This window comes from Paludibacterium yongneupense DSM 18731 (assembly GCF_000422925.1).
GTDB lineage: Bacteria > Pseudomonadota > Gammaproteobacteria > Burkholderiales > Chromobacteriaceae > Paludibacterium > Paludibacterium yongneupense.
In genome coordinates, this window is record NZ_KE383958.1 from 20,482 (window position 1) to 32,743 (window position 12,262).

The 12,262-nt window shown below is 65.2% G+C and carries 9 protein-coding genes; 4 read left to right on the forward strand and 5 right to left on the reverse strand.

Annotated elements, in window-relative coordinates; translation table 11 throughout:
• Nucleotides 1-2 precede the first annotated feature (2 nt).
• The 3 genes from G520_RS0116805 to hemC are packed head-to-tail and all read right to left on the reverse strand — an operon-like array spanning nucleotide 3 to nucleotide 2,703.
• On the reverse strand, nucleotides 3-1,028 hold the full coding sequence (locus G520_RS0116805) for a uroporphyrinogen-III C-methyltransferase (RefSeq protein ID WP_028536657.1): 1,026 nt from the start codon (nucleotides 1,026-1,028) through the stop codon (nucleotides 3-5).
• Nucleotides 1,025-1,777, reverse strand: a complete 753-nt coding sequence (locus tag G520_RS0116810; RefSeq protein WP_028536658.1) for a uroporphyrinogen-III synthase — start codon at nucleotides 1,775-1,777, stop codon at nucleotides 1,025-1,027. The genes G520_RS0116805 and G520_RS0116810 overlap by 4 nt, the downstream gene beginning before the upstream one ends.
• Nucleotides 1,774-2,703, reverse strand: coding sequence for a hydroxymethylbilane synthase (gene hemC, locus G520_RS0116815; protein ID WP_028536659.1), 930 nt, complete (start codon nucleotides 2,701-2,703; stop codon nucleotides 1,774-1,776). The genes G520_RS0116810 and hemC overlap by 4 nt, the downstream gene beginning before the upstream one ends.
• A 204-nt stretch (nucleotides 2,704-2,907) precedes the next feature.
• Here hemC and ppc point away from each other — a divergent pair, with 204 nt between their 5' ends.
• On the forward strand, nucleotides 2,908-5,601 hold the full coding sequence (gene ppc, locus G520_RS0116820; protein WP_028536660.1) for a phosphoenolpyruvate carboxylase: 2,694 nt from the start codon (nucleotides 2,908-2,910) through the stop codon (nucleotides 5,599-5,601).
• 88 nt (nucleotides 5,602-5,689) lie between these two features.
• A complete protein-coding gene (argH, locus tag G520_RS0116825; protein WP_028536661.1) occupies nucleotides 5,690-7,069 on the forward strand; it encodes an argininosuccinate lyase in 1,380 nt (459 codons plus the stop codon).
• A gap of 36 nt (nucleotides 7,070-7,105) precedes the next feature.
• Here the strand turns inward: argH and glpK are convergent, their stop codons facing one another.
• Nucleotides 7,106-8,584: a glycerol kinase GlpK gene (glpK, locus tag G520_RS0116830; protein WP_028536662.1), complete on the reverse strand. Its 1,479-nt coding sequence runs from the start codon at nucleotides 8,582-8,584 to the stop codon at nucleotides 7,106-7,108.
• A gap of 109 nt (nucleotides 8,585-8,693) precedes the next feature.
• On the opposite strand from glpK, the gene G520_RS0116835 reads away from it, so the two are divergent.
• Both G520_RS0116835 and G520_RS0116840 read left to right on the forward strand, forming a co-directional pair.
• Nucleotides 8,694-9,458: a DeoR/GlpR family DNA-binding transcription regulator gene (locus G520_RS0116835; protein WP_028536663.1), complete on the forward strand. Its 765-nt coding sequence runs from the start codon at nucleotides 8,694-8,696 to the stop codon at nucleotides 9,456-9,458.
• Between the two features lie 76 nt (nucleotides 9,459-9,534).
• Nucleotides 9,535-11,418, forward strand: coding sequence for a ribonuclease catalytic domain-containing protein (locus G520_RS0116840; protein WP_028536664.1), 1,884 nt, complete (start codon nucleotides 9,535-9,537; stop codon nucleotides 11,416-11,418).
• On the opposite strand, the gene G520_RS0116845 is transcribed toward G520_RS0116840, so the two are convergent.
• A complete protein-coding gene (locus tag G520_RS0116845) occupies nucleotides 11,415-12,239 on the reverse strand; it encodes an HDOD domain-containing protein (protein ID WP_028536665.1) in 825 nt (274 codons plus the stop codon). The genes G520_RS0116840 and G520_RS0116845 overlap by 4 nt on opposite strands.
• Nucleotides 12,240-12,262 lie beyond the last annotated feature (23 nt).

Below are 12,262 nucleotides of genomic sequence, written 5' to 3' on the forward strand. Positions count from 1 at the left end.
GCCTATTCTCCCGGGTTGCCCTGTGCGTCGCGCACGGCTTTCAGGCTGCCGGCCAGGTCGGGCAGCGTCACCCCCAGCGGTGCCTGGCCGAGCTCGGCCAGCAGCGACAGCCATTGCTTGGTCGCTGGTGCGTCGCGGTCGTAGTAGCGCAGGGTATACGCCTGCGCGGCGGTCAGGTCGGCCTTGAAGCTGTTGCCATCGCGCTGCAGCAGCGCCAGGCGCGCATCGAGCAGGCGCATCTTGAGGTTTTCGCGCAGGAAGAAGGCCTGTTCCGGAGACAGCAGCAGCGCTTCGGGTTTGTCCATGCGCCGGATGCGGACCATTTCGCCCAGGCTGCGGCTGATGTCGCCGATCAGGCGTTCCCACAGCGGAGCCGAGGCGCTGGCTACGCGGGCGGCATGTGTGCTGCTGTCCAGGCGGTTGCCATCGACCGCGAGCGGCATGGCGTCGACCGCCAGCATCAGGCGATCGATCTTGACCGTCAGCCCGATGCTATCCAGATAGGGCAGTTCCTTAAGCGTTTCCAGGTCCTTCGAGACCGCTTTTTTCAGTCCCAGCAACTGCGGCTGGTCGTTATGTTCGAGGCGCGTGTCGACCGCCTGCAGCGCGGAGATCGCGGCGGGAACGTTGCCCGCGAGCTGCAGCTGCTGGCTGGCGATCGTGAGCGCATGCTCGATTTCGGCGAGCTGCCAGTCGCTGCGGCTCTTGTTCAGTTCGCTGTACATCGAACTGAGCGTCGCGTACTGGCCGGCCGCTTCGTTGACGCGCGATTCGAGTGCCAGCAGGCGCGCGTCGCTGGAGCGCACGGTATTGATCGCCTGTTGCGTGGCGCCCTGCATGTCCTTGGCCGAGTTGTGGCTGTCGGCCAGCCGCCGCGCGAGCTCGGTCCGGGTCGCGGTCAGCTGTTGTTGGGTGGAATAGAGCTGCCAGGCGGATAGTCCCAGCGCGGCGAGCGCCAGTATCAGTGCCAGGTTCAGCGGCTTCTTGCGCACCGGAGTGGCGTTGTCGACGATCGGAGTTTCGCTCATGGGTGATGGAGGAACCATTCACTGAGGCCGGCGACGATTGCGGCGTCGTCGGCCCGGGTTGTTACGATCCGCGCCGCGCCCAGGGACGCGAGTCGTTCCGCGATGCGGGGGTGCGGCACACAATACTGCAAGCATTGTAACGTTCTGCCACGAGCGGGGCCAGCAAGCCGGAACATCCGCTCGGCGATTTCGCCCGATGTGATCACGACGGCGTCCAGATGGCCCCCGGCATGAAGGCGGTCGAAGTGCTGCCAGTCGGGTTCGCCGTCCTGGCGGCGGTAGACGTCGGCCGGCACGACGGTCGCGCCGCGCGCGGCCAGCGTGGCCGCCGGTTCCGCCCGTCCGTCGCTGCCGCGCACGACCACGATCCTGCTGCCGGCCGGCGCGGCGAACTCGGGCAGTGCGAGCAGCGCCGCGCTATCGCTCGCGTCGGTGGGGTGCAGCACCGGCCGACCCGAGCGGCGCGCGAGGGCGGCGGCACTGGCGGCGCCGACCGTCGCCAGGCGGACCTTCGGCGGCAGCGACCTCAGCCGCGGCCAGGCGATGTCGATGGCGCTCGGGCTGATGAAGATCAGCCAGTCGGCATCGGAGGCCGACTGCTCAAGCGCGTCCAGGGCCAGCGGACACGGTTCGATGCGCAAGACCGGGAAATGCTCGGGCCGGGCGCCTGCGTCGGCGAGCAAAGCCAGCAGCCGCGCGCTTTGCGCCAGCGGGCGCGTCACGAGCACTCCGCGCCCGGCGAGGCTCATGCCGTCTCCGGCAGGATGGCGGCGATAAGCGCGTCCGCGCCGTCCTGTTGCAACTGGTGCGCGACCGCGCGGCCGAGTGCGTCGGCGTTGCTGCGTGCCGCCGACGCCTCGGCGCGCAACACGGTTTTGCCATCGGGGCTGGCGACCAGTCCCGATAGCGTGATGCGGTCTCCGCGAATTTCGGCGTAGGCGCCGAGCGGCACCTGGCAGGAGCCCCCGAGCGCGCGCGCGAGCGCCCGTTCGGCCGCCACGCAGGCATGGGTGTCGGCATGGTCGAGCGGGGCGAGCAGCGCCATCAGATCGGCCCGGTCTTCGCGAATCTCGATGCCGAGCGCCCCCTGGCCGGCAGCCGGCAGGCTGTCGCGCGCGGGCAGGGCGGTGCGGATGCGGGCGCCCAGGCCGAGCCGTTTGAGCCCGGCGGCGGCCAGGATGATGGCGTCGTAGTCGCCGTGGTCGAGCTTGGCCAGGCGCGTTTGTACATTGCCGCGCAAGGGGTGGACGAGCAAGTGCGGAAAACGCGCGCGTAGCTGCGCTTCGCGGCGCAGGCTGGAGGTGCCGACCACCGCGCCCGGCGGCAGGGCGTCCAGGCTCGCATAGCGCGAGCTGACGAAGGCGTCGCGCGGGTCTTCGCGCTCGCAGATGGCAGCCAGAGCGAAACCGGTCGGCAGCAGCATGGGCACGTCCTTGATCGAATGCACGGCCAGATCGGCGCGGCCATCCTCGAGCGCGAGTTCGAGCTCTTTCACGAACAAGCCCTTGCCGCCGATCTTGGACAGGGTCTTGTCCAGAATGCGGTCGCCCTGGGTGGTCATGCCGAGGATGTCGACTTCGAGTCCGGGGTAAAGCGTTTCGAGGCGGTCCTTGATATGCAGGGCCTGCCACATGGCCAGCCGGCTCTCGCGGCTGGCGATGACGATTTTGTCCATTGAAACGGTTTCGCTTGTCGATTGAGATGAGGTATCAGCGGATTTTACCATCAGATGCCACGCCAGCCGCAGGCGATATGGCCCAATGATGCAATTTGGAAGCGCGATAATAATGATTGACTTGCCGTCGTGCGAATTCGAATATTGTAGTTCGATTACGAACAAAAAATGACCGGCGCAGACCGGCACGACGAGGGTAGGGTAATGACGGAACATGAGAAGGATTTACCGCTCAGGCAGGACCTGGCCAGGATTGACCGACTGCTGAGCGAGGTGTTGAACGAGCAGGCCGGCGCGACCTTGTATGACGAGATGCGCGCCATTCCGCACGATATGCGCCAGCAGGGCGATTTGCCGCCGCAGTTGGTCGACAGCGCCGACAGTGCGCTGGTTCGCGCCTGCGGCTTGTACTCGCAGTTGTACAATATCGCCGAGGATCTGCACCATACCCGGCGCCGGCGCGCGCACAGGGTGGCCGGCTCGGCGGCGCAACAGGGCAGTCTCGAGCGCGCGCTCGAACACTTGCGCCAGGATGGCGTCAGCCTGGAGCGCTTGCAGGCCCTGCTCGACGACGCCTCGGTCGCGGCGGTCATGACCGCGCACCCGACCGAGGTGCAGCGGCAGAGCGTGCTCGACGGCCACCGCGCCGTGCGTCATTTCATGAGCCAGCTGAACAATCCGCTGCTGACGCCGGATGAAGTCCTCGAATTCGAAGCCAAACTCAAGCGCGTGATTCTGGCATTGTGGCAGACGACCGAAATCCGTCATTTCCGCATGCGGGTCGAGGACGAGATCGAAAACGGCATCGCCTACCACCCGATGACTTTTTTCAACGCCCTGCCGCGCCTGTACGAGCGGCTTGGGCGCTTGATCGCGCACCACTGGGGCGAGACGCCGAGGCTGCCGACGTTTCTGCGGGTGGCGAGCTGGATAGGCGGCGACCGCGACGGCAACCCCAATGTCGATGCCGGCGTGCTCAGCAGCGCGGTGACGCGGCAGGCGCAGGTGGCGTTCGACTATTACTTGCACGAACTGGCGGCGCTCTATCGCGAACTGTCGCTGTCGACGCGCCATGTCGAGGTCAGCGCGGCGGTGACGCGGCTGGCCGCCGTCTCGCCCGACCATGAGGACAGTCGGCGCGAAGAGCCGTACCGGCTGGCGATCGCGACGATTGAGGCGCGTCTGGCGGCGACGGCCGCGGCGCTCGGCGTCGCTGTGACGTCGCGTTGGGCGCCGGGAGCCGCGTATGCCGATGTCGGCGCCTGCCTCGCCGATGTGACGGCGCTGGCCGATTCGCTGTGCGCGCATGGCAGCGCGCTGCTGGCGGAGGGCCGCCTCGGCCGCCTGGCGCGGGCGCTCGATGTGTTCGGCTTTTTCCTGATGCCGCTGGATCTGCGCCAGTTCGCCGGTACGCATGGCGCAACGGTCGCCGAGCTGTTTGAACGCGCCGGCCATCCGGGCTGGAACGATCTGCCCGAGGACGAGCGTGTGCGCGTGTTGCTGGCCGAGTTGTCGAGCACGCGCCTGTTGTTCTCCCCCTATGTCGACTACAGCGCCGAGACCGGCAAGGAATTGGCTATTTTCCGCGAGGCGGCACGTATCCAGCGCTGTTTCGGCGTCGACGCCATCGGGCAGAGCATCATTTCCAACTGCGCTTCGGTCAGCGACATTCTTTCGCTGGCCCTGCTGCTCAAGGAGTGCGGCCTGATCCGGCTGGAAAACGGGCAGCCGCGCTCCAGCCTCAATCTGGTGCCTCTGTTCGAGACCATAGGCGATCTGCGCGCGGCGCGCTGCGTGATGGAGGCGTTGTTCGCGTTGCCATGGTATCGGCAGCTGCTGCAAAGCCGGGGTGGCATGCAGGAAGTCATGCTCGGGTATTCCGACAGCAACAAGGACGGCGGCTATGTGACCAGTCAATGGGAGCTGTATCAGGCCGAACGGCAGCTGGTCGAGTGTTTTGACGCCGCCGGGATCAAACTGCGGCTGTTTCATGGCCGCGGCGGCTCGGTCGGCCGGGGCGGGGGGCCTTCGTTCGAAGCCATTCTGGCCCAGCCGCAAGGCTCGGTCGGCGGGCGCATCCGTATCACGGAGCAAGGCGAAGTGATCGCGTCCAAATATTCCGACCCCGATATCGGGCTGCGCAATCTCGAGACGCTGGTGGCGGCGACGCTGGAGGCGAGCCTGAGCCACGGGGCCGGCGGCGGCATAGACGAAGCCCTGCTCGACGAGTTGTCGGCAGCGGCGTACGCCGCCTACCGCGAATTGGTCGAAACGCCGGGCTTCATGCAGTACTTCCTCGAGGCTACGCCGATCAATGCCATCGCCAAGCTTAATATCGGCAGCCGGCCGGCGTCGCGCAAGAGCTTGAATTCGATCCAGGATCTGCGCGCCATTCCCTGGGTCTTCTCCTGGTCGCAGTCGCGGGTGATGCTGCCGGGCTGGTACGGCTTCGGTTCGGCGGTCTGTGCGTTTCTGGCCGCGCATCGCGACGAGGGGGTCGGGCGGCTGCGCTGCCTGTATCGCGATTGCGGCTTTTTCCAGGTCATGCTGTCGAATATGGAGCAGGTGCTGGCCAAGGCCGATCTGCGCGTGGCCCGCCGCTATGCGGAACTGGTGAGCGATCCCGAGCTGGCCGCAAGCCTGTTTGCGCGCATCGAGGCCGAATGGCAGCGCAGCGTGGATGCGCTGTTCACCATCACCGGGCAGAGCGAACTGCTGGAACGCAATCCGACGCTGGCACGCAGCCTGGCTTCGCGCCTGCCGTATCTGGACGCGATGAACCTGCTGCAGATCGACCTGCTGCGCCGTTTGCGCACCGATCCGGATGATGCCGATGCGCTGTACACCATCCATCTGACCATCAACGGTATTTCCGCCGGCCTGCGCAATTCAGGCTGAATCGCGACGGCCGATGTCGAATTCGCGACATCGGCCGTGGTCTGGTTATAATGCCCCATCGACCTTAGTCTCCCGGGATCCCGACATCATGCAAGATAGCAAAGCCTGGTCTGGCCGGTTCTCAGAACCGGTATCGGAACTCGTCAAAAAATACACCGCATCGGTAGGGTTTGACTATCGATTGGCCGAATTCGATATCGAGGGTTCGCTTGCGCATGCCGCCATGCTGCATCGCGCCGGCGTGCTGACGGCCGACGATCTGGCCGCGATTCGTGGCGGCATGGAGGCCATCCGCGAGGATATCCGTGCCGGACGCTTCGAGTGGAGCCTCGATCTGGAAGACGTGCACATGAATATCGAGCGGCGTCTGACCGAGAAAATCGGCGATGCCGGCAAGCGGCTGCACACCGGGCGTAGCCGCAACGATCAGGTTGCGACCGACATCCGGCTCTGGCTGCGCCATACCGTCGATAGCATCGTCGGCCTGCTGGCCGAGCTGCAGCGTTCGCTTGTCGATCTGGCCGAGCCGAACGCCGCGACGGTGATGCCGGGCTTCACCCACCTGCAGGTCGCGCAGCCGGTGACTTTTGGCCACCACCTGCTGGCCTATGTCGAGATGCTCGCCCGCGACGCCGAACGCATGGGCGATTGCCGTCGCCGCATCAACCAGCTGCCGCTGGGCGCCGCCGCGCTGGCGGGGACGACCTACCCGATCGACCGCGCGTACACCGCGCAGTTGCTGGGTTTCGATGGCGTGTGCCAGAACTCGCTGGATGCCGTTTCCGACCGCGATTTCGCGATCGAATTCAGCGCTGCCGCCAGTCTGGTGATGGTGCATCTGTCACGCTTGTCGGAAGAGCTGGTGCTGTGGATGAGCCCGCGCGTCGGCTTTATCGACATCGCCGATCGCTTCTGCACCGGCAGCTCCATCATGCCGCAGAAGAAAAATCCGGACGTGCCGGAACTGGTGCGCGGTAAAAGCGGCCGTGTGATCGGGCATCTGATGGGTTTGCTGACGCTGATGAAGTCGCAGCCGCTCGCATACAACAAGGATAATCAGGAAGACAAGGAGCCGCTGTTCGATACGGCCGATACGCTGATCGACACGCTGCGCATCTATGCCGACATGATGCGCGGCATCACCGTGCGCGCCGATGCGATGCGCGGCGCGGTATTGCAGGGTTTTGCCACCGCGACCGATCTGGCCGACTATCTGGTGAAAAAGGGCCTGCCCTTCCGCGATAGTCACGAAGTGGTCGCTCTGGCGGTGCGTCATGCCGAAGGGCAGGGCGTCGACCTGTCCGATCTGACGCTGGGAACCTTGCAGGGTTTCTGTCCGCTGATTGGCGGCGACGTCTATACGGTGCTGACGCCTGAAGGCAGCCTGGCACAGCGCGACCATGTCGGCGGCACCGCGCCGGCGCAAGTGCGCACCCAGATCGCCCGCCACCGCGCGCGGCTGGGCTGAGCCGGTCCGTCCGGCGCGACCGCACCCCGCCGCCGATCAGCGGCTCAGGGTGCGGCCGACCGCCTCGCGCCAGCCGCTGTACAAGCCGGCTCGGCGCACTTCTTCCATCTGCGGTTTGAAATCCGCTTCCAACTGCCAGCGGCCCGCCAGCTCGTCGAGCGAGGAGAACAGCCCCGCGCCCAGTCCGGCCAGAAAGGCGGCGCCCAATGCCGTCGTCTCGGTGACGCACGGTCTTGCTACCGGCAGCGCCAGCATGTCGGACAGAAACTGCATCAGCCAGTCGTTGCCGACCATGCCGCCGTCGACACGCAAGGCGGCGGGCTCCGTGCCGATGTCGGCCGCCATCGCCTCCATCAGATCCCTGGCCTGATAGCAGACCGACTCCAGCGCCGCACGCACGATGTGGGCAATGCCCGAGTCGCGGGTGAGTCCGATGATGGCGCCGCGCGCGAGGGGGTCCCAGTACGGCGCACCCAGGCCGGTGAAGGCCGGCACCAGGTAGACGCCGCCGGTGGTTTCGACCTGGCGGGCCAGCGTTTCGCTTTGTCCTGCGTCGTCGATCAGCCTGACCGCGTCGCGCAGCCATTGTACGGCCGCGCCGGCAACGAAGATGCTGCCCTCGAGCGCGTACGTCGTGTGGCCCGAGATGCGATAGCAGACCGTCGACAGCATGCGGTGCGACGAGCGCACGACGTGCGAGCCGGTGTTTTGCACCATGAAGCAGCCGGTGCCGAAGGTCGATTTGATCATGCCGGGGCGGAAGCAGGCCTGACCGATGGTTGCCGCCTGCTGGTCGCCGGCCATGCCGGTGATGGTGATAGGAGCGCCGAACAGCCGGGTTTCGCCGAACTCGGCCGCGTTGTCGTGCACCTGCGGCAGCAGCGCCGCGGGAATGCCGAACAGGGCCAGCAATTCGTCGTCCCATTGCTGGCTGTGGATATTGAACAGCAGGGTGCGCGCGGCATTGGTGGCGTCGGTGGCATGCACGCGGCCCTCGGTCAGCCGCCACAGCAGAAAGCTGTCTATGGTGCCGAAGGCCAGTTCTCCGCGCTCTGCCCGTTCGCGTGCCTGCGGCAGGGTATCGAGCAGCCAGCGTATCTTGGTGGCGGAAAAGTAGGGATCGAGCAGCAGACCGGTCTTGTCGCGGATCCGGGCGAGGGTGTCAGGCGTGGCCAACAGCTCGCACAGCGGCGCGGTGCGCCGGTCCTGCCAGACGATGGCATGGTAGATCGGGCGCCCCGTGGTGCGATCCCACAGCACCGTGGTTTCGCGCTGGTTGGTGATGCCGGCGGCGGCGATGGCGGCAGCGTCGACACCGGCGCCGTCCAGCGCCCGGCGGCAAACATCGAGCGTGTGCTCCCATATCGTCTCGGGATCATGCTCGACCCAGCCCGGTGCCGGGAAAATCTGCGGCAGAGCGCGCTGCGCGCTCGCCTGGACGCGCCCGGCGGTATCGAACAGCATGGCACGGGTGCTGGTTGTGCCCTGGTCGATGGAAAGCAACAGTTTCGGCATGGTCTCTCCTGTGTTTGCGGCGGATCAAGGCTTGTGCGGCATTCTTATTTGCCCCGGGCGGCCAGACTATGTTAATAAAACTACAGTGATTTTCGAAATCGAACCGATAATGAGCCGCCCACCCCGCCACGAAAAAATATTACACCTGGTTCGCGAGAACGGCTTCATGCCGATCGAAGAGCTGGCGCGTCTGCTCGATGTGACGCCACAGACGATTCGTCGCGATATCAACCAGTTATGTTCCGACAACTTGTTGCGCCGCTATCATGGCGGCGCCGCGCTCGGCAGCAGCGTGGAAAACGAGGACTATTTCGCCCGCAAGGGGAAGTTGCAAAGCGAAAAAGCGCATATCGCGGAGATGATCGCGAGCAGCATCCCCGACCATGCCTCGCTGTTCATGAGCATAGGCACGACGATAGAGGCCGTGGCACAGGCCCTGACCGGGTCGCACAAGGGCCTGCGCGTCATCACCAACAATATTCATGTTGCATCAATCATGTCGGCCAACCCGGATTTCAATGTTTTGATCACATCCGGGACGGTACGGGCCTCCGACGGGGGCATCACCGGCGTGGCGACGCTGGACTTCATCAATCAGTTCAAGGTGGACTATGCCATTCTCGGCGTTTCGGGAATAGAGGATGACGGCTCGCTGCTCGATTTCGATTATCGCGAAGTGCGGGTGGCGCAGGCGATGATGGAAAACGCGCGTCACCGCTATCTGGCGGCCGACCACAGCAAGTTCGGACGCAATGCGCTGGTGCGGATGGGGCATATCAGCGAGTTCCATGTGGTCTTTACCGACGCCCTGCCGCCCGATTCGCTGGCGCGTCTGCTGGAAGAACACAATGTGAGGCTGCAACTCGCCATCTGAACGGCGGCCACGGTCCCACTGCACGGCGCGCGCAGCTGTTATAATCCGCGTTTCACGCAACAGTCCGGCGCGCTAGATGAACGTCTTTTACGAAGAGAGCGGCAGTTTCAAGGTTGGCACCATCGTTTCCCGCAGCGATGCCAGCCTCCAGGTGGATACCCAGCACGGCAAAAGGGCCAAGATCAAGGCGGCCAACGTCATGCTGGAATTCGGCCTGCCCCTGAACGAATTCCTGCCTGCCTGCGACGCCCTGTCGGCCGAGATCGATCTGGATTTCCTGTGGGAATGTTGCGGCGAGGGCGAGTTCGGCTATGAGGAGCTTGCGGCCGACTACTTCGGCCATGCTCCGTCCCCGGTCGAAGCGGCGGCGCTGATCATGCGCCTTTCGGCCGCCCCGATGTATTTCTACAAGAAAGGCCGCGGCCGCTACAAGGCGGCCCCGCTGGAGTCGCTGCAGGCCGCCCTGGCCGGCATCGAACGCAAGAAGCGCGAGCAGGAAACCATAGACGGCTGGGTGGCCGAGCTCAAGAGCGGCCAGCTGCCCGCCGCGATTCGTCCGCATCTGATGCCGCTGCTGTTTCGTCCCGACAAGAACACCCTCGAATTCCGCGCCTTCGACCAGGCCAGCCGCGAAACCGGACTGCCGCCGTTGCGTCTGGCCGAGCACGTCGGGGGCATACGTTCGGTTCCCGACTATCTGATGGCGGGTTTCCTGCTCGAATACTTCCCCAAGGGCGCGCAATTCGGCGATCTGCCCCTGCCCGAGTTTGATGCATCGGGCTTGCCGCTGGCCGATGTGGCCGCCTTTTCCATCGATGATGCGGGCACGACCGAAATCGACGACGCGTTGTCGGTGGTTGAACTGGCCAATGGCAACCGCCGCGTCGGCATTCACATCGCCGCGCCGACGCTCGGCATCGCCCCCGGCTCCGAGCTGGAGCGCGTGGTGCATAGCCGCTTGTCGACCGTCTACTACCCCGGGGGCAAGATCACCATGCTGCCCGACAGCGTGGTCGCCGCCTTTACCTTGCAGGAAGGCCGGGCTTGCCCCGCGCTGAGCCTGTACGCCGAGGTCTCGCCCGAATTCGAGCTGCTCGCAGTGGAAACCCGGGTCGAGAGGGTCCCTATCGCGGCCAACCTGCGCCACTCGACGCTCGAGCCGCTGTTCAACGAAGACACCCTGATCAACGATACGGGCGAAAGCTACCCGTTCAAGCAGGAACTGGTCTGGCTGTGGCATTTCGCCAATGCGCTGGAACGCCGCCGCGGCAAATTCGATCCGACGCGCCCGATCCAGATGGACTACAACTTCGATGTCGTCGACGATCATGTGTCGATCACGGTGCGCAAGCGTGGCGCCCCGATGGACAAGCTGGTGTCGGAGCTGATGATTCTGGCCAATTGCGAATGGGGCCGCCTGCTGGGCGAAGCCGACATACCGGGGATGTACCGCGCGCAGAGTATGGGCAAGGTGCGCATGACGACCCGGCCCGAGCCGCATATCGGGCTTGGCGTCGCCCAGTACGCGTGGGCAACGTCCCCCCTGCGACGTGCGGCGGACTTCGTCAATCAGCGCCAGTTGCTGGCGATGGTGAACGGAGAGAAGCCGCAGTACGAGCAGAACGACGCCATGTTGTTCGGCTTGCTGCGCGACTTCGACGCCAACTATTCCGCCTATCTGTCGTTCCAGGACAAGATGGAGTATTTCTGGTGCTTGCGCTGGTTTACCCAGGAAGGCGTGCGCGAGCCGGTGGCGACGTATATCAAGGACGATCTGGTGCGGCTGGATGGTTTGCCGATGCGCTTGCGCGTACCGGGCCTGCCGCCGCTGGTCAACGGCGACAAGATACGCCTGTCCATCATCCGCATCGACGAGCTGATGCTCGAGATCGAATGCCGCTTCCTGGCTCCGGTGGCGGTGGCGGTGCCGCCGGCGGCCGAGCCCGACGCGGGGGCCTAAAGCAGCGCGTCGTGGCGCGTTGCGTCGGCGGCCAGGCTGTCGATGGCCTCGCGCAATTCCGCCGCGTCGATTTCCAGTGCCGCCAGGGCGGCAGTCGGCAAGGCGGTCACCACCGCTTCGTCATGCTGGCCGCGCAGAAAGGCGGTGACCAGGAGGCTCGCCAGGCCGCACAGGGTGGCGTAGGGCGCAGCCGGATCCGGCAGGTCGAGTTCGTGCTGGCGCCGGATCGCATGCTGTATCGTTTCCGGAAGATCCCAGCGGCGGGCGAGTTCCGCCCCGACCTGGGCCAGATCGAAACCCAGGCGTTCCTGTTCCGTCTGGTAGCGGTCGCTGCCGGCTGCGACCTGTTGATCGATCTGCCGCGCCTCTTCCGGAACCGCCACATGCAGCACCAGTTCGCCGATATTGGCCAGCAGGCCGCAGGTATACGCGAGCTGGCCGTTCAGCCCGGCCAGTCCGGCCAGGCTGCGCGCGGTGGTCGCGATGGCGAAGCTGCGCTGCCAGAACGGAAGCATGTCGACCCCGGGCACGGCGCTGCTCAGGCCGCTGACGCCCGAAGCGATCACGACGACCCGCAAATTGTCGAAGCCGAGCAGCATGACGGCATCTTCGAGCGAGCCGATACGGCGCGCATAGCCGAAGCGTGCGCTGTTGGCCATGCGCAGTACCCTGGCCGAAAGAACCTGATCGTGCCCGACCTTGTCCGAAATATCTTCGGCGTTCGTATCTTGACGCTGAAAACTGGCGATCAATTCCTGCACGACTTTGGGGATCATGGGGAGACGTCCCGACGCCTTTTCGAAAATCGCTTCCAGATACATTCAGGCTTCTCCTCGAAACGTTG